Source organism: Calidithermus timidus DSM 17022 (assembly GCF_000373205.1).
Lineage (GTDB): Bacteria > Deinococcota > Deinococci > Deinococcales > Thermaceae > Calidithermus > Calidithermus timidus.
Genome location: NZ_KB890688.1, coordinates 102,024 through 119,178, shown reverse-complemented (window position 1 = coordinate 119,178; position 17,155 = coordinate 102,024). Strand labels below are relative to the sequence as shown.

Sequence of the window (17,155 nt, the reverse complement as noted above, 5' to 3'; positions counted from 1 at the left end):
CGAGCCTAAAAGGACCCAAGCATGAACGTACTCCTGATGGCCTACGGCACCCCCTACCGGCGCAGCGAGATCGAAGCCTACTACACCGACATCCGCCGGGGCCGCCCCCCCACGAAGGAGCTGCTGGAGGAACTCGAGCAGCGCTACCGGCTCATCGGGCGCAGCCCCCTCAACGAGATCACCTACGCCCAGGCGGTGCGGCTCGAGGCCGCCCTCAACGCCACGCTGCCCCTCTATCCCGAACCCCTCGGCGCTTCGCCGGGGGCGCGGGTGCGCGGCCCGGCGCGGGTCTACCACGGCACCAAGCACTGGCACCCCTTCATCAAGGAGGCCGTGCAGGCCATGGCCGAGGACGGCGTAACGCGGGCAGTGGGCATCGTGGCCGCTCCCCACTACTCCTCCCGCAGCATCGCCGAGTATCAGGAAAAGGTGGAGCAGGCCCTCGAGGAGCTGGGACGACCCTTCGAGGTGCGCTACGTGGAGCACTACTACGACCACCCCGGCTACGTGCAGGCCGTCGCCGTGCGGGTAGGCGAGCAGCTGTGGCGGCTGGTGGACCCAGAGCACGCCCTCTTCCTCTTCACCGCGCACTCCATCCCCGAGCGGGCCGCGCAGGACGGGCGCTACCAGGCTCAGGTGCAGGCCACCGCCGAGCTGGTGGCGCAGCGGCTGGGCCTGGCGCACTGGGACACCGCCTGGCAGTCGGCAGGACGCACCCCCGAGCCCTGGATCGGGCCCGACGTCAACGAGCGGCTCGAGCAGGCCGCCGCCGAGGGCTATAAGGAGGTGGTGGTGACGGCGGTGGGCTTCCCCAGCGATCACCTCGAGGTCTACTACGACCTCGACTACGAAGCCCAAGCCACCGCCCAGCGCCTGGGGCTGCGCCTGCTGCGCACCCGCAGCCTCAACGCCGACCCCGATTACATCGAGGTGCTGCGCGACATGGTGAGCCGGCGGTGGGCGGAGTTCCGATGAGCCGCCTGGTGATCGTGGGGGGCGGGATGGCCGGGCTGGCCGCGGCCTACTACGCCCACCGGGCCGACCCCAACCTGGAGATCGGCCTGCTCGAGGCCGCCGAGCGGCTGGGGGGCAAGGTCAGCACCGTGGCCGAGGAGGGCTTCTTGCTCGAGGGCGGCCCCGACGCGGTGGTGCGCTACAAGCCCTGGGCGCTGGCCTTGATGAAGGAGCTGGGGCTGGAGGGGCAGGTCGTGGGCACCCTCCCCGCCCGCCCCTCGGCCCTGATCCACGACGGGGAGCGGGCGCTGCCCATCCCCGCCGGGCTGCAGATGGTGGTGCCGGGCGACCTGAGGGCCCTGGCCCTCACGCCCCTGCTCTCCCCCTTCGGCAAGGCCCGCGCCCTGCTCGACCTGCTGCTGCCCAAGGGCTCGCCGGGCGACGAGCCCTTCGGGGCCTTCATCCAGCGGCGCCTGGGGCGTCAGGCCTGGGAACGGCTGGCCGCGCCCCTCTCGGGCGGCATCTACGGCGGCGACCCCTACTCCCTCTCCACCCTGGCGGCCTTCCCCCAGCTCAAGGCCCTCGAGCAGGAGCACGGCAGCCTGGTGCGCGGGGCGCTCCAGCAACGCGGCCAGCGGGGAAGCCGGGAAGCCGGTCAGCTCTTCGCCTCGCTGGAGGGCGGCCTGGGACAGTGGGTGCGGGCGCTGGAGCAGCACCTCAGCGGCGTGACGCTACGGCTGGGCACCGCCGCGACCGGGCTCGAGCGCCGGGGCGAGGGCTGGCGCATCCACACCCCGGAGGGCTGGCTCGAGGCCGACGCCGTGATCCTGGCGACCCCGGCCAGCGCGAGCGCCCGGCTGCTGGAACCCCTCCACCCCTCGGCGGCGGAGGCCCTGCGACAGATCCCCTACGGCGACTCGGCCACGGTCTCGCTGGCCTTCCCCCTCGAGGGCCTGCCCCCGCGCATAGGCCACGGGATGCTGATGGCGGCGGGCCGGGGCTTCGCGGTGCGGGGCTTCACCTGGACCGACCAGAAGTGGAAAGGCCGTGCCCCGGAGGGCTACGGGCTGGTGCGGGCCTACTTCTCGGGGGTGAAGGCCGAAGCGGATGAGCTGATTCGGCTGGCCCTGGCCGACCTGCAGCGGCTGTGGGGCAGGGTGCCCCCGCCTGAGCGCAGCTGGGTCTTCCGCTGGCAGGAGGGCCTGCCGCACTACACCCTGGGGCACCAGCAGCGCGTGGCAGCGGCGATGGAGGCCGAATCCCTGCCGGGGCTCTTCCTGGCCGGAGCTGCCTACTTCGGGGTGGGCCTGCCCGAAGTGGTGCGGATGGGTCAGGAGAAAGCGGCCAGGGCCGTGGAATTTCTGAGGTAGCTATCGCAACCGGTCCCGGCCCAGGCCCTCGCACAGCTCCCCCCGCAAACCCCTTGTAGGGTGGGCTGCTCCGGTAGATTTCCCACAGCAGGTAAGGACTGCAGTTGGTTTACATTGGTCATCCCCCTGAGTCAGCGGTATTAACCCTCCTCCGGCGCAGCGATCTGTCCCGCCACGTAGACTACGTTCATGCTGTACAGCCGTGAAAAACTTCAGCAGCTCGAAGCCACCACCCTCGCCCCCTATGCCTGCACCTCGGCGCACAGCCGGGGGCGCGAGTTTGCGGAGAGCGAATCGGCCTTCCGCACGCCTTTTCAGAAGGACCGCGACCGGGTGATCCACACCACCGCCTTCCGGCGGCTGGAGTACAAGACCCAGGTCTTCGTCAACTACGAGGGAGACTACTACCGCACCCGCCTGACCCATAGCCTCGAGGTCGCCCAGGTCGCCCGCTCCATCGCCCGGGCCCTGGGGCTCAACGAGGACCTCGCCGAGACCATCGCCCTGGCCCACGACCTCGGCCATCCCCCCTTCGGCCACGCAGGCGAGCGGGTCTTGAACGAGTTAATGCGCGATCACGGCGGCTTCGACCACAACCGCCAGTCGCTGCGCATCGTGACTTACCTCGAGGAGCGCTACCCCGGCTTCAGGGGCCTCAACCTGACCTGGGAGACCCGTGAGGGCCTCATGAAGCACGAGACCCTCTACGACAGCCCACAAGAGGGCGTGCGCCTCGAGCGCAGACCCAGCCTCGAGGCCCAGGTCGTGAACCTGGCCGACGAGATCGCCTACAACGCCCACGACCTCGACGATGGACTGCGCTCGGGTCTGCTGCAACCGGCCCAGCTCGGTGAGGTGAGGCTCCTGGCTGAGCTGGCCGAAGAGCTGGGCTTCAGGCTCGAGAGCTTGAGCGAGTTCCAGCGCCGCGTCTTCATCCGCGAGTTGCTGGGCCTGATCATCACCGACTGCGTCAAAGCCACCCACGAAGCCCTGGAAAAGCACGCCATCACCAGCCTCGAGGCCGTGCGGGCTCACCCCTCGCTGTTGGCGCGCTACTCCGAGCAGCTCAAGCCCCGCCTGGCCGAGCTGCGCCGCTTCCTCTTCGCCAACCTCTACCGCCATTACTACGTCGTGCGCCAGGTGAGCAAGTCGAAGCTGGTGCTCGAGCGGCTCTTCGAGAGCTACACCCGCCAGCCCGACCTGCTGCCGCCGGGCGTGCGCAAAGCGCAGGACGGCCAGGGCCTGCACCGGGCGGTGTGTGACTATCTGGCCGGGATGACCGACCGCTATGCCCTAGACGAGTACGCCAAGCTCTTCGAGCCCTATGGGCGATGAGGAGCAACTTGCACGCCAGGCCTGCGGGTTATCCGCGTCCGTTGAGCGCTTCTTCTCCCGGCATCCTCAGCCAGCACCCCTCACCGCATGCTTGCGGTGAGGGGTGCTCGTGGGAATCACGCCTAGCCGCACTTGCTGTAGCCACAGCTATAGCACTTGACGCAGCCCTCCTCACGCACTAAGTTCTCGTCGCCGCACTCCGGGCACTTGCCCGCCCGGTGCACAGCCGCAGGCTGTCCCGATAGGGGATCGTCCGCCCGGTGCACGGGCCCTGCCCGTCCCAACAGGGGATCGTCCGTGGGCTTGGCGGGCTTAGCGCTCAGGATGTAGGCAGGCGGGGTCAGGGGACGCTGGGGGGTTTGGAGGACCACATCCCGATGTACAGCCGCAGGCCGCCCCGATGGGGGATCGCCCTCGCTCGAGGTAGCGCGACGGCTTTCCTCGAGGACCACGGCTGCGCTGGTCTCCAGGGCCACCGCGATGAGGTCGGCCTTGGAAGTCACGAAGCGGCCCTGGTAGTTGCCGTAGAGGCCACCGTTGATGCCGCGCAGGGTCTTGATGAGGGCCTCAGCGGGCACGCCGTACTGCAAGGCGATGGAGATGACCCGGCCCAGCGCCTCACTGTCGGCGTTGGCCTCGTCGCCGGCCTTGCCCGAGGTGAGGATGACCTCCACCGGGTGCTCACCCTGCAGGTTGACCGTCACCAGGAAACCCCGGCGGGTCCCGTCGGCGGCGGTGAGCTTGACCATGTCGGTATAGCCCACCAGGCGGCCCGTGCGCTCAAAGACCGGCTGACCCACCTTGTTCACAGGCGGGCTCGGCACGTCCAGCAGCGCCGGCTGCACCACCGTGCTCCCCTCGGCGTTTTGCGCCTGGCGCTTTTCGTCTTGCGAAGCCTTCTCTTCCTTGCTCACCGAGAGCACCTGGAACTGACGGCTGCCGTCGCGGTAGACCGTGATCCCCTTGCAGCCGGTGAGGTAGGCTTCGGTGTAGGCGGCCTCTACGTCCTCCACGGTAGCGTGGTTGGGGAGGTTAATGGTCTTCGACAGCGAGTTAGCCGCGTAGCCCTCGGCGTCGAAGGCCCGCTGTACCACACCCTGCATGCGCACGTGGTCCAAAGGCGGCACGTCGTGAGCCCCCTCGAACACGGCGGCAATGCCCGCGGGGATACCGCGGAGGCCCTTCACGGTGCCGTGGTTGGCCTGGATGGCCTCGATGAGCCGGTCCCAGTCCCACTTGCCCTCGGGCGTGGCGAAGGCCTCGCTGGCGGGGTACTGCTCCATCAGCTCGACGAACAGTGGGTGCAGCAAAGCCTTGTACTGCCCGCCGATGCGCCGCCACATGAAGGGCGAGAACACGGGTTCGATGCCGCTCGAGACGCCCATGAGCATGCTGGTGGTGCCGGTGGGGGCCACCGTGAGCACCGCCACGTTGCGGCGGGGGCGGATGCCCAGCGCCTCAAAGGCCGCGGGGTTGTCGCGGTAGAGGGGGAACACCCCCCGCTCCTCGCCGAGCTGCTCGGAGGCTTTGATGGCCTCCTCGCGCATGGCGCTCATCATCTCGGCCACCGCCTGGCGCCCGGCCTCCGAGGCGTAAGGCAGGCCCAGCTTGATGAGCGCATCGGCCAGGCCCATCACCCCCAGGCCCAGCCGGCGCAGGGTCTGGCTGGCGACGCGGTTGTCCTCGAGGGCGAAGACGTTCACGTCGAGCACGTTGTCGAGGAAGCGGATGCAGGTGCGCACGTCCTTGCGGAATTCGGCGAAGTTGAACCGCCCACCCTCGACGTAGGCCGCCAGGTTGATCGCGCCCAGGTCGCAGGGCTCACCCACGGTGAGCGGGATTTCCCCGCAGGGGTTTGTGCTTTTTATTACGTACTTTTCCCCTAGGTTCTTCAGCGCCGAGAGCTCGTTGATGCGGTCAACGAAGATCAGGCCCGGCTCACCGGTGGCCCAGGCGTGCCAGGCGATCTCGTGCCACAGCCACTTCGCGGGCACGCCCAGGCCTACAGGGGCACCGGCTTTGTCCTGGAAGGAATCTGCCCCCAGGCGGTAGACGGGGATGGGGCGGGCGCCGTCGGCCTCGCGATCGGGGAGGTCGGGGAGAATGCCCGTGTACTCCCCTTCCACCGCCACAGGGTAGTACTTGCCGGGCACCTCGACCGGCTCAACGTTCCACAGGCCGTCGGCCTGGAGGGTGCTCCAGAAAGCCTCGGTGACCAGGATGGAGATGTTGAAGGTGGAGATGTCGCCCTCGGCGGCCTCGCGGTCGAGGTCCTTGGCGGTGAGGAAGTCGAGCAAGTCGGGGTGGTCGATGGAGAGGGTGGCCATGCCCGCCCCGCGCCGGGTGCCCCCTTGGCGCACCACCCTGAGCACCGGCGAGTACACGTAGCGCAGCGTCGCCACCGGGCCGCTCTTCTCCGCCCCCAGGTTGGCCCACTCCAGGAAGTTGTCGAAGATTTCCACCAGGAAGCTCACCGGACCGCTGCTGGTGCCACCCGAACCCTTGATGGGAGCACCTTCCGGGCGCAGGGCGCTGAAGTCAACGTGGGGTTCGGCGTGGGTAGTGGCCAGTCGAATGGCCTCTCGCGCCGTGTCGATGATGCCGCCCATGTCGTCGGGGATCACCATGGCAGCAGCGGGCTTTTCCCGCACGGTCATAACCCCGTGGCGGCGGGCCAGCGCGGCGAGCTCGGGGCTCACCAACCCGTACACCACGCGGGTCCAGTTACGGATGGTAACGCTCTCCTTCTCGCCATCGGGGTTGATGGGTGGGCGCATCAGCCCGCGGATGAAATCTTCGACGTCGGCGTGGGCGGCGCTCAAATAGGCGAAGCCGCGCACCGTGCCGCGGGAGCCTGCGCTTTTACGGGAGACATAAGGGTCGAGGTTGACCCCGTTACCCCCGCCCACCTTGGTCACCAGGGCGAGCTTCTTGGCCACCTCGAGCACCCCCTCGAAACTCGCGGGCTCGTGCTCGGTGGCCCCCTGCACAAAGCAGTTGAGCACGTTGCCGTGCTGGGTTCCCGCCCCCGCCAGCACCCGCCCGCCAGGGCAGAAGCGCTTGGAAGCCATCAAGCGGTAGAACTGCTCGCTCCAGTAGGCGCGGTTGTGCTCAGACTCCGGGAGGGCCACCCAGTCGGCCACCCGGCGAAACATGCCAAATACGTCCCCGTCACCATCCTGCATATACTGCCGCTTGGCAATTGAGCGGGCGTGATCGTCAAAAACTGCAGGTTCAAAGGCGTCCATGCTCCCTCCAAAAATTCACAACACCACCCCAGGCCCGTTCACACGGCCCTATATATTGGGGTTCCTACTGGCGATACTACTACCTATAGTGGGCAAGCCGCAAGGTGCGATCATTACAATCTTTAGGGGAACGCGCACAGGATACCGTTCACCTCATCGGGAAAGCAAGTGGCGAGGGCCTTCGTCTAAGTACCCGGGTTCGGCCATCCCACATTGCGCTTGCCGTGGGAGCCCTAGCCAAGTCGGCGGGCGGACACTTCGCGGTGCGCGATGGGGCCAGCTCAAAGCCCAGGCTCTGTTGGATACACCCACTCTATTATGTTAACACAGTAAACGCACCTCAGTCTTTGGCTGCAAGCACATTTGATGCAGAAGCCCTAACCCCGAAGCTGCCACACCGCCAGCGAGAAGGGCTCCTGGGTGTAGCCCTGGAGGCTGCCGCCGTGGCAGAGCACCTCATTGCCGCTGAGCAGCTCGAGCGCCACTTCACCTCGAGGCCAGATCCCGTGCAGGGGCACCGTCACCCTCCAAGGCTCATCGGAGGCATTGACCGTAACCACCACGCCCTGCTCCCCCTCCGCGCGGGCAAAGGCCAGGTGGCGATCCTGGGCGTAAAGCCGCAGGTAGCGACCTCGCCGCAGCAGCGGGAGTTGCTGGCGCAGGCGGCTCATGCGCCGGACCGCTTGGTAGATGCCTCTCTCCCATTGCTGCTCGTTCCAAAGCATGCCCCGGCGGTTGTCGGGGTCGTGGTCACCGAGAAGGCCGATCTCGTCGCCGTAGTAGACCGTGGGTGCACCGGGCAGGGTGTAGAGCAAGGCCAAAGCCAAGGCGGCGCGCCGCGCGTCGCCGCGCATGAGGCTGCGCAAGCGGGGAGTGTCGTGGGAGGACATGATGTTCATCTGCGCCAGCACGATCTCCCAGTCGTAGCGCTCGAAGAGGTGTTCCAGGCGGTGGCTGAAGGCCAGGGCCTGCAGCGTCTCCACCCGCCCCAACCCGCTCTTGGCCGCAAGGTCGCGGTCGAGGATTCCATCGCCTACAAAGCCCAAGATGGCCCGCCCCAGCGGGTAGTTCATCACCGCGTCGAACTGGTCGCCCTGGAGCCACCGGCTGGCGTCGTCCCAGATCTCCCCCACGATGTAGGCATCGGGGTTGATGCTTTTGACCCGTCGGCGGAACTCCCGCCAGAAGGAGTCGTCGTCGATCTCGTTGGGCACGTCCAGTCGCCAGCCGTCGATGCCCAGGCGAATCCAGTGCTCGGCCACCGCGAAGAGATACTCACGCACTTCTGGGGTGCCGGTGTTGAACTTGGGCAGCTCGGGGTTGTCCCACCAGGCGGCGTAGTTGGCCTTGCGCTCGTAGGCGTTTAGGGGCCAGCCGTAGATGTGGAACCACCCGAGGTAAGGCGACTTGGGGCCGTTCTCGAGGACGTTCTGAAAAGCGAAGTGCCCACGTGAGCAGTGGTTAAACACCGCGTCGAGCACCACCCGGATTTCGCGCTTGTGGGCCTCCTGGAGCAGGTGGGCAAAGGCGGCGTTGCCCCCCAGCATCGGGTCGACCTGGAAGTAGTCGGTGGTGTGGTAGCGGTGATTGGCGGTGGAGGCGAAGATGGGGCAGAAGTAAATGGCGTTGAAGCCCATGTCCTTGATGTAATCGAGCTTTTCGGCCACGCCCCAGAGGTTGCCCCCCTTGAAACCGCGCAGGGTGGGCGGCGAGTCCCAGCTTTCAAAGTGCGAGGCCAGTGGGGTGGGCATCCCCAGCGGGCCCGCACCCCGTGCGAAGCGGTCCGGGAATATCTGATAGAACACGGCGTCTTTTACCCAGTCGGGTGTCATGCGGCTCCCTCCAGGCCCGCCCGTGCGGGTGGGCGTTTCGGTATACCCGTGTAAGTCTAAGCGATCGGCGCGGCCGCTGCGACGGCTCGAGCGCCCGCGCCGTCAGAGGAGGCCCTCGAGCACCCGCGCGAGTTCGATGTGCAGACGGTGTGATCCGCGGTGCACGCTAAAGTGGCCCAGAAAGGGCGCTCCGGCCAGGTAGAGATCGCCCAGGAAATCCAGGGCCTTGTGGCGCACCGGCTCGTCGGGGAGGCGGGGAGTGTTGAGGCTAGAGGTCTGGCTGTAGACCAAGGTGTTTTCCAGGCTCGCTCCGTGGGCCAATCCCTGGGCCCGCAGGGCCTCGAGGTCCTGTATGAAGCCGAAGGTGCGGGCCTCGGCCACCTCCATCAAACGGCTGGGCGGGCTCTCGAAGCGGCGGTAGCCGATGAGGGGGTGCTTGAAGGTGATGGTCACACTCAGGCGGAACTCGAGGGCGGGCTCGGCCACCAACTGCCCCTGCTGCTCCTGCAGCCGCACGGGACGCGGCAGAGGGCGCGGCGGGAGGGGGGTGGCGGGAAGGGGCTCGAGCGCCTTCAGCCATTCCCGGGCGCTGCCGTCGAGGATGGGAATCTCCGGCCCCTCGACCTCGATCAGCAGGCCCCGCCAAAGCTCCTTGAGCCACAAGGCCCCCAGCAGGTGCTCGACGGTGGCCACTCGAGCAGTTCCCACCCCCAGCGCCGTGCAGCGCAGGGTATCCACCACCGCGCTCGCCCTGGCCGGGATTTCCAGCCCGTTGACCCAAAAGCGCACCGGCCCCTCGGCCTGGTGAAAGCGCACCGTGGCTCTTTGACCGCTATGCAGGCCAACCCCCGAAAGCTCAATCATCCCGTACCCTCAAAAGCGCTCTCAAACGTCGCTCCACCGTTGCCAGCCAGTCCAGCAGGGCCAGCCTGCGCCAGTGCTCGCGTAGGGGCTTAGAAGGAATACCCCCGGCCCAGGTCTCCCCCGCCGGAACATCCTTGCTGATGCCGCTCCCGCCCGCAATGCGAGCCCCACGCCCGATGCGGACGTGATCGGAGACCACCACCTGCCCGCCCATCACCACCCCATCCTCGATCACCACGCTACCGGCGATGCCGCTGAAACCCACCATCACCACACCCCGCCCGATGCGGACGTTGTGGGCGATGTAGCAGCGCCCACCGATCTTGCTGTAAGCCCCTACCACGGTGTCGCCCACCAGGCTGCGCTCGAGGATGGTCCCCGCCCCGATCTCGGCCCCTTCCTCGATGACCACACCCCCGGTGTGGGGCAGGCGCTGGCCGTCCTGGAAGCCAAAGCCCACCGCGCCCAACACCGCGCCGGAGAGGATGCGGCTCTTGGGACCCAAGCGGGTGTTGCGGTGCAGGGTGACGTGGGCCTCGAGCAGCGCCCCCTCTCCCACCCGACAGCCGGGCCCGACATAGCTGTACGGCCCGACCACCGCCCCCGCCGCCACCTCGGCCCCGGCGCAGATGGTGGCGAAGGCCCCCACCCGCGCGGTAGGGTCCACCCGGGCCCCCGCTTCGACGAGGGCGCTCGGGTGAATGCCAGGCGCAGCCCAGAGCTCGGGCGGCTCAAACAAGGCCAGCAGTTTAGGCCAGACCGCCCCTAGCGAAGCCACCCGCACCACACTGCGGCCCTCGAGCGGCGGCAGCTCCTCGGACAGGACCAGCGCGGCCCCGCTCTGAAGGGCCTGGGGCAGGAATTGGGGCTCCCGCACGGCGACGAGCTCGCCAGGCCGGGCCATCTCGGGGGGCGCGAGGTGCGAGACCTCGAGGTCGGGCCCCTCGAGCCGCCCCTCGAGCGCGCGTGCAACTTCCGACAGGCGCATCGTCTCGCGGGATCAGCTCAGCGCCGGAGCACGTTGTCGGAGGAAACCAGCGCATCCTTGAGCACGTGCAGCATGTCCAGCGCCTTACCCGTGCCCACCGCCACCGCCTCCACCGCGTTCTCGGCCACCACCACGGGCACACCCGTGGCGTCTTGCAGCAGCAGGTCGAAGTTTTTGAGCAGTGAACCGCCCCCCGAGAGCAGGATGCCCCGGTCGATGATGTCGGAGATGAGTTCGGGGGGAGTGGTCTCGAGGATACCCTTCACGCCCTGCACGATCTTTTCCAAGGGCTCTTGCAGCGCATCGACGATGTCCTGATCGGCGACCTCGATGGTCTTGGGTAGCCCCGTGATCAGGTCGCGCCCGCGTACCTCGGCCACCAAGCGCTCATCCTCGGGCATGAGCTTGGCCGCCCCGATCTTGATCTTGAGGTCCTCGGCGGTGCGCTCGCCGATGAGCAGGTTGTACTTGTTGCGGATGTGGCGGATGATCGCCTCATCGAACTCGTTGCCCGCGACCCGCAGGCTCGTCGAGTGCACGATGCCCCCCAGGCTGATGACGGCAATGTCGGAGGAGCCACCACCGATGTCGACGACCATGCTCCCGGTGGGTTCGGCAATCTTGATCCCCGCGCCAATCGCCGCCGCCAACGGTTCATCGATGAGGAAAGCCCGCTTGGCCCCGGCTTCCACGATGGCCTGCACCACCGCGCGGCGTTCGACCTCGGTGACACCAGAGGGCACCCCTACCATCACCTGGGGCCGGGAGAAGCGCGGCCCGGTGAGCACCTTGGCCAGGAAGAGCTTGAGCATCTTCTCGGTCAGGGTGTAGTCGGCGATCACCCCATCCTTGAGGGGGCGCGCCGCGACGATGTTACCCGGCGTGCGACCCAACATGCGGTAGGCTTCAGCCCCCACCGCCTTGACTTCCTTACTGCCCTGCACCACTGCGATAACCGAGGGTTCCCGCAGCACAATACCCTTGCCCCGCACATAAATCAGCACCGACGCGGTGCCGAGGTCAATGCCAATGTCCTGTCCGCCCAAGGAGAAGAGTCCAGCCATATCGCCCCATTCTATAGGGATTCAGAGGACACCGTACATCTTCAAGGGCTGGTCGATAAGCGCTTTAGGCAAGGCGCAAGACCCCCCGTTTTGCGTATGGCGGCTGCATTCGGCGTATGCCTACTTCGCGAACTCCACCGCCCGGCTCTCGCGTACCACCGTCACCTGCACCTGACCGGGGTAGTTCATGTCGCGCTCAATGCGCCCGGCGATCTCCCGCGCCAGCAGGGTGGCCTTGGCGTCGGTGATCTTGTCGGGCTTGACGATGACGCGCACCTCGCGCCCGGCCTGCACAGCGAAAGCCTGGTCCACGCCGGGGAAGCTCATGGCGATGCGCTCGAGCTGCTCCAGGCGCTGGATGTACTCCTCGAGGCTCTCGCGCCGAGCTCCAGGACGGGCGGCACTGATGGCATCGGCGGCAGCAGCCAGCACCGAGTAGAGGGTCTCGCCGTTTTCGGGGTCGTGGTGGTGAGCGATGGCGTCGATGACCTCTTTGGGCTCGCCGAAGCGGGAGGCCAGGGTGATGCCGATCTCGACGTGGGTGCCCTCGATCTCGCGGTCTACGGACTTGCCGATGTCGTGCATCAGACCCGCCCGCCTCGCCAGCGCCGCGTCAAGGCCAAGCTCGCTGGCCATGATGCCGGTGAGGTGGGCGACCTGCACGGAGTGCTTGAGCACGTTCTGGCCATAGGAGCTGCGGAAGTGCAGGCGACCGAGCAACTGCACCAACCCCGGCTTGAGGCCGACCACGCCCGCCTCGAGCGCGGCTTCTTCCCCGCGCTCGTAGATGTAGGTCTTCATCTCGTTCTTAGCCTTCTCCACTACCTCCTCGATGCGGCTGGGGTGGATGCGCCCGTCGGCCACGAGCTGCTCGAGGGCCATCTTGGCGATCTCGCGGCGCACCGGGTTGAAGCTGGAGAGCAGCACAGCTTCGGGGGTGTCGTCGATGATGAGGTCTACGCCGGTGAGGGCCTCAAAGGTGCGGATGTTGCGGCCCTCGCGCCCGATGATGCGGCCCTTCATGGCGTCGGAGGGGATGGGCACCACCGACACCGCCAGCGCCGCCGCCGTCTCGGAGGCCTGGCGCTGCATGGCCTGGGCCAGCAGTTTCTGGGCCTCGCGCTTGACCTCGAAGCGGGCCTTCTCCAGGCTGGCCCGCACCCGCTGGGCGCGTTCTTCCTCGAGTTCGGCTTCCAGGCGGGTGAGCAGCAGGTTACGGGCTTCCTCTTGGCTCATGCCCGCAACCTCCTGCAGCTTGAGGTCGATCTGGCGCTCACGGGCAGACAGTTCGGCTTCCCGTGCATAGAGCGCCTTTTCCTGAAGGTCGAGCTTTTCCTCCTGCTCGTCGAGACGGGCGGCGCGGGCGTCGAGCTGCTCGCCGCGGCGGGCCAGCCGCTCACCCTCGCGTTTGAGCTCCTCGCGCTCGGCCCGCACCGCCGTGAGGTCGGACTGCAGGCGCTCGCGCTCGAGCTTCAGCGACTCGCGCTCGGCGGCCAGCGCCGTTTGCAGGCGCTCGCGCTCTTCGGCGATACGGGCACGCACCCGGTTTTCGGCGTCGGCGCGGATGCGCTCGGCCTCGGCCTGAGCCGCCTCACGGGTGGAGCGGGCTTCGTTCTGGGCGGTGGCGGTGAGCTCGCGGGCCTGGGCGCGGGCGTTTTCCAGCAAGGTCTGAGCTTGCGAACGCGCGGTCTCCAGGGTGGTCTGGGCGTCCTTGCGGGCCGCGTCCAGCATGGCCTGGGCCTCCTGACGGGCGGCCTCGAGCGCGCTCTTGTCCAGTTCGGCAATCCGATTCGCACGCTGCCAGAGCATCACCACCGCTACCAGCAGCACCACCACGATCAACATCAACGCAATGTCCAATGGGGTCATTAACAACCTCCTCGAGGAAGCACCAACCGACGTACAGCCGAGAACTACCTCCACCCAAAAGCGTCCGAGCGGCATTGTCCCAACAGGGGATCGTCCGCCCGGTGCACGGGCCCTGCCCGTCCCAACAGGGGATCGTCCACCTGAGAACCAGGTTCAAGCCCGGCCAACCACGAAAAATCCCCCAGGTGCGCCGCAGCGCATCGAGGGGGTTGGGGGGAGTAAAGGGTGAGTAGCGGGCAGTCATGGCGTCAGGTTGGGGAACCCTCGCCCCGACCTGAGCGGCACGATAGGATCAGATTGATTCAATCCAGGCTTGCCAAATGCTTCAATCCAAACCTCAGCGTTCTCAGGTAGGGCTACCCGGCTACTAGGCTTCGGCTTCGGCGGGGGCTGGGGTGGAGGGGGTCTCTTCGTCTTCACCCGCTACCAGGTTGAGCGGGAGGTTGCCAGACTGGGCGAGCACCTTCTCGCGGATTTCCTGAGCCATCTTGGGGTCGCCTTTGAGGTACTCGGCGGCCTTTTCTTTGCCCTGCCCCAGACGAACTTCGCCATAGGACAACCAGGAACCCGACTTCTGAATCACCTCGGCAGCCACCGCCACCGTGACCAGATCGGCCAGGGGGTCAATCCCCTTACCATAGTAAAGCTCAATCTCGGCTTCACGGAAGGGTGGGGCTACTTTGTTCTTGGTTACCTTAACCCGCACCCGGTTGCCTACCGCGTCGTTACCGACCTTGATGGGCTGGCCCTGGCGGCGCACGTCCAAGCGTACCGAGGCGTAGAACTTCAGGGCCCGTCCCCCCGGCGTAGTCTCGGGGTTGCCGTACATCACCCCCACCTTCTCGCGGATCTGGTTGATGAAGATGGCGGCGGTGTTGCTCTTGGAGAGGGCGGCGGTGAGCTTGCGCATGGCCTGGCTCATCATGCGCGCCTGCAGGCCCACGAAAGCGTCGCCCATCTGGCCTTCGATCTCGGCCTGGGGGGTGAGGGCCGCCACCGAGTCGACCACGATCACGTCCACAGCCCCCGAGCGGGTGAGGAGTTCGACGATCTCGAGAGCCTGCTCTCCGGTGTCGGGCTGAGACACCAGCAGGTTTTCCACGTCCACCCCCAGGCTGCGGGCGTAGTTCGGATCGAGGGCGTGCTCGGCGTCTACGAAGGCGGCTACCCCACCGGCCCGCTGGGCCTGGGCCACGATGGAAAGCGAGAGCGTGGTCTTACCGCCCGACTCGGGACCGTAGATCTCGATGATGCGCCCACGGGGAATGCCCCCCACCCCCAGCGCCAGGTCCAGGGCCAAGCTGCCGGTGGAGATCACGTCGATGTGCTGGCGGCTGGCCGCGCCCAGACGCATCACCGCGCCCTTGCCAAAATGCTTCTCGATGGCCTTGAGCGCGTTGTCCAGCGCTTTTTGTTTCTCCTTGTCCATGGTCATGCCTCACGTCCTTTCAGTTCAAACTCACGCAGCACGTGGTAGAGCGAGCCCCTTGGAGAGAGTTCGGATCGCACCAGGCTGATCTTGCGTACCTCAAAGGCCTGGTCCAGCACCACCGGACCGACCCTGGGAGCGGGACCTTTGCGGCGAGCGAGGGTGATGTGGGCCTTAAAGGGTTTCGCGTCGCCCAGGTCGGGCAGGGCTGCCCGCAATCCCACGGCCAGGGGCTCGAGGCCCGCCCCCTCGGCCTTGACGAACCACACCCGAGGGGTGCCGTCGGCGGGGAAATAGCCGGTCCCGCCGATGCGCAGGCTGAAGGGCGCCACCTGCCGGGCTACCGCTTCCCCCACCCTCGCCACCTCGTCCAGGCGTTCCCTGCTCACCTCGCCCAAGAACATCAGGGTCAGGTGCAGTTGCTCGGGGGGGGTGGGCTTCCAGTTCTTGTAGCCTTTGAGCTTACGCTGGGCCTCCTCGAGCAAGGGCCGCAGGTTCCGCGGAACGAAGATGGCGTAGAACAGCCGCAGGGTTCCGGGCCCGGGGGCTATGTCGTGAATCCTCACCGCTGCACCTCGACGCCCAGCAGTTCCTGAGTCAGCATGAACAGCGCGGCATTGGCCGCCCGCTGGCGCACCGCATCGCGCGAAGGAGCGGGCAGGCGATAGGGCCGGGCCGCGGAGCCCGTGGGCCCGGCTAGGCCCACGAAAACCGTTCCGACGGGGTGGCCCTCGAGCTCGTCCGGGCCGGCCACCCCGGTGGTGGCGAGGGCATAGGTGGCCCCCAGGGTATTTCGGACTGTCTCTGCCATGGCGATGGCACAATCCCGAGAAACCGTGCCCCGCTCGACTATTTCCTCGGGTACTCCATAGCGCACCTTAGCCTCCGGGCTGTACGATACCACGCCGCCCAGGTAAACCCGCGAAGCGCCGGGAACCTCGCTCAGCAACGAGCCCAGCAGGCCCCCGGTGAGCGACTCCATGGTGGCGAGGGTTGAGCCCCTTGCCTCGAGCGCCCCCAACAGCACCTGGGCCAGGGTGTCGTCGTCCTCGCCCCACACCGCGCGGCCCAGCCTGGGGCGGATGGCCTGGGCCAACCGCTCGACCTCCGCGGGTTCTCCCCGGATGACCACCTCGACCCCGTGGGGCTTGGCGTAGGTGCCCACCTCGGCCTGGCCCTGCCGCACGAACAGTTCGCCCAGCTCCTCGGTGATGGCCGACTCTCCCAGGCCAAAGGTTTTGAAGACCTTCTGGGCATAAGCCCGAGAAGGCAACCCTAGCTGGGGCAAAACCCGCTGCCACATGGGCCGCCATTCGGCGGGCGGGCCCGGCAGGGCGATGAGGTCGAAACCTTCCTTGCGCACCCACCAGCCCGGCGCGGTGCCGCGCGGATTGGGCAACCAGCTCGCCGAGGGGATCTTCATGGCCTGCTTGCGGTTGGCCTCGGGCATCTTCCAGCCGCGCCGGGCGAAGAGGTCCTCGAGCCAACGCAGCACCTCGGGGTCGAGTTCCATCGGCTCGCCCAGAGCGGCGGCGATGGCCTCGCGGGTCACGTCGTCGGGGGTGGGCCCCAGCCCACCGGAGAGCACGACCAGGCGAGCACGGCTCAGGGCTGAGGCAATTTCGGCGCTGAGGGCCTCCAGGTCGTCGGATACGCGCAGGGTGCGCCGCAGCTCAACGGCGTAGGGGCGTAGGCTACGGGCGATCTCGGCGGTGTTGGTGTCCACCGTTTCGCCGTACAGAAGCTCGCTCCCCACCCCGATGATTTCTGTTAAAAACATAATCAGCTCCTGATAGTATAACTAATACTTAATCGGCTGTCCAGCGCCCAGCCCGATCATACCGCGGCGAAAGCGACGCGCCCAACCGCAGCCCCATCAGGTTGCGGCCTGGGGCGAGGGAGGCCACAGCGCCAGCACCTCCCACTCCTCGCGGCTGAGCTCAACGCCCTCGGGAAACATCTCGCTCACGTGACGGCGCAGTCGAGGAGCGTGCTCGGTCAGGTAGCGGTCGAGGGCGGCGCGGTCGTGGGCCTCGTAGCGGACGCGGTAGCGCCCAGGGGCCGAGCGGCTGAAGCTGGCCCCGGCGAAGGCGCCGGTCTTTAGCAGGTCGGGGATGTGTCGCTCGCACATGTAGCGCTCGTAAGCCGCGCACAAATCCGCACGCACCGTGGCCGTGATCTCGTAAGTCACCATCCCGGTCC

General features: G+C 67.3%; 13 protein-coding genes. 3 read left to right on the top strand and 10 right to left on the bottom strand.

Going from position 1 to position 17,155, the window contains the following annotated elements:
* Nucleotides 1–21: 21 nt before the first annotated feature.
* From hemH to B047_RS0103755, 3 genes are all read left to right on the top strand, one after another.
* Nucleotides 22–975, top strand: coding sequence for a ferrochelatase (gene hemH / locus B047_RS0103765; RefSeq protein WP_018465620.1), 954 nt, complete (start codon nt 22–24; stop codon nt 973–975).
* On the top strand, nt 972–2,324 hold the full coding sequence (hemG, locus tag B047_RS0103760; protein ID WP_018465619.1) for a protoporphyrinogen oxidase: 1,353 nt from the start codon (nt 972–974) through the stop codon (nt 2,322–2,324). Before hemH ends, hemG begins: the two co-directional genes overlap by 4 nt.
* 189 nt (nt 2,325–2,513) lie before the next feature.
* Complete coding sequence (locus tag B047_RS0103755) at nt 2,514–3,659, top strand: deoxyguanosinetriphosphate triphosphohydrolase (protein WP_018465618.1); 1,146 nt, start codon at nt 2,514–2,516, stop codon at nt 3,657–3,659.
* A 122-nt stretch (nt 3,660–3,781) separates the two neighbouring features.
* Here B047_RS0103755 and B047_RS0103750 read toward each other — a convergent pair whose 3' ends face one another.
* The 10 genes from B047_RS0103750 to B047_RS0103705 all read right to left on the bottom strand — a co-directional run bounded on the left by B047_RS0103750 (nt 3,782) and on the right by B047_RS0103705 (nt 17,147).
* Nucleotides 3,782–6,907: an adenosylcobalamin-dependent ribonucleoside-diphosphate reductase gene (locus tag B047_RS0103750; protein ID WP_026234554.1), complete on the bottom strand. Its 3,126-nt coding sequence runs from the start codon at nt 6,905–6,907 to the stop codon at nt 3,782–3,784.
* A 377-nt stretch (nt 6,908–7,284) separates the two neighbouring features.
* Nucleotides 7,285–8,739 carry a glycoside hydrolase family 13 protein gene (locus B047_RS0103745; RefSeq protein WP_040779169.1) on the bottom strand — a complete coding sequence of 485 codons (1,455 nt, stop codon included), beginning with the start codon at nt 8,737–8,739 and terminating at the stop codon, nt 7,285–7,287.
* Nucleotides 8,740–8,841: 102 nt separating this feature from the next.
* Nucleotides 8,842–9,603 (bottom strand): UDP-3-O-acyl-N-acetylglucosamine deacetylase, encoded by a 762-nt coding sequence (lpxC, locus tag B047_RS0103740; RefSeq protein WP_018465615.1) that lies wholly within the window; start codon nt 9,601–9,603, stop codon nt 8,842–8,844.
* Complete coding sequence (locus B047_RS0103735; RefSeq protein WP_018465614.1) at nt 9,596–10,591, bottom strand: UDP-3-O-(3-hydroxymyristoyl)glucosamine N-acyltransferase; 996 nt, start codon at nt 10,589–10,591, stop codon at nt 9,596–9,598. Before B047_RS0103735 ends, lpxC begins: the two co-directional genes overlap by 8 nt.
* A 17-nt stretch (nt 10,592–10,608) precedes the next feature.
* Nucleotides 10,609–11,655, bottom strand: a complete 1,047-nt coding sequence (gene mreB, locus B047_RS0103730; RefSeq protein ID WP_018465613.1) for a rod shape-determining protein — start codon at nt 11,653–11,655, stop codon at nt 10,609–10,611.
* Nucleotides 11,656–11,775: 120 nt separating this feature from the next.
* Nucleotides 11,776–13,524: a ribonuclease Y gene (rny, locus tag B047_RS0103725; protein WP_026234552.1), complete on the bottom strand. Its 1,749-nt coding sequence runs from the start codon at nt 13,522–13,524 to the stop codon at nt 11,776–11,778.
* Between the two features lie 367 nt (nt 13,525–13,891).
* A complete protein-coding gene (gene recA, locus B047_RS0103720; RefSeq protein WP_026234551.1) occupies nt 13,892–14,953 on the bottom strand; it encodes a recombinase RecA in 1,062 nt (353 codons plus the stop codon).
* A 2-nt stretch (nt 14,954–14,955) separates the two neighbouring features.
* On the bottom strand, nt 14,956–15,519 hold the full coding sequence (gene thpR / locus B047_RS0103715; RefSeq protein ID WP_018465610.1) for an RNA 2',3'-cyclic phosphodiesterase: 564 nt from the start codon (nt 15,517–15,519) through the stop codon (nt 14,956–14,958).
* On the bottom strand, nt 15,516–16,733 hold the full coding sequence (locus B047_RS0103710; protein ID WP_018465609.1) for a CinA family nicotinamide mononucleotide deamidase-related protein: 1,218 nt from the start codon (nt 16,731–16,733) through the stop codon (nt 15,516–15,518). The genes thpR and B047_RS0103710 overlap by 4 nt, the downstream gene beginning before the upstream one ends.
* A gap of 96 nt (nt 16,734–16,829) precedes the next feature.
* A complete protein-coding gene (locus B047_RS0103705) occupies nt 16,830–17,147 on the bottom strand; it encodes a DUF4286 family protein (protein ID WP_018465608.1) in 318 nt (105 codons plus the stop codon).
* Nucleotides 17,148–17,155 lie beyond the last annotated feature (8 nt).

What these genes read in the sequence shown, in the direction of transcription:
- hemH (WP_018465620.1), top strand. Translation starts at nt 22, where the DNA reads ATGAACGTACTCCTGATGGCCTACGGCACCCCCTACCGGCGCAGCGAG.
- hemG (WP_018465619.1), top strand. Translation starts at nt 972, where the DNA reads ATGAGCCGCCTGGTGATCGTGGGGGGCGGGATGGCCGGGCTGGCCGCG.
- B047_RS0103755 (WP_018465618.1), top strand. Translation starts at nt 2,514, where the DNA reads ATGCTGTACAGCCGTGAAAAACTTCAGCAGCTCGAAGCCACCACCCTC.
- B047_RS0103750 (WP_026234554.1), bottom strand. Translation starts at nt 6,907, where the DNA reads ATGGACGCCTTTGAACCTGCAGTTTTTGACGATCACGCCCGCTCAATT.
- B047_RS0103745 (WP_040779169.1), bottom strand. Translation starts at nt 8,739, where the DNA reads ATGACACCCGACTGGGTAAAAGACGCCGTGTTCTATCAGATATTCCCG.
- lpxC (WP_018465615.1), bottom strand. Translation starts at nt 9,603, where the DNA reads ATGATTGAGCTTTCGGGGGTTGGCCTGCATAGCGGTCAAAGAGCCACG.
- B047_RS0103735 (WP_018465614.1), bottom strand. Translation starts at nt 10,591, where the DNA reads ATGCGCCTGTCGGAAGTTGCACGCGCGCTCGAGGGGCGGCTCGAGGGG.
- mreB (WP_018465613.1), bottom strand. Translation starts at nt 11,655, where the DNA reads ATGGCTGGACTCTTCTCCTTGGGCGGACAGGACATTGGCATTGACCTC.
- rny (WP_026234552.1), bottom strand. Translation starts at nt 13,524, where the DNA reads ATGACCCCATTGGACATTGCGTTGATGTTGATCGTGGTGGTGCTGCTG.
- recA (WP_026234551.1), bottom strand. Translation starts at nt 14,953, where the DNA reads ATGGACAAGGAGAAACAAAAAGCGCTGGACAACGCGCTCAAGGCCATC.
- B047_RS0103710 (WP_018465609.1), bottom strand. Translation starts at nt 16,733, where the DNA reads ATGTTTTTAACAGAAATCATCGGGGTGGGGAGCGAGCTTCTGTACGGC.
- B047_RS0103705 (WP_018465608.1), bottom strand. Translation starts at nt 17,147, where the DNA reads ATGGTGACTTACGAGATCACGGCCACGGTGCGTGCGGATTTGTGCGCG.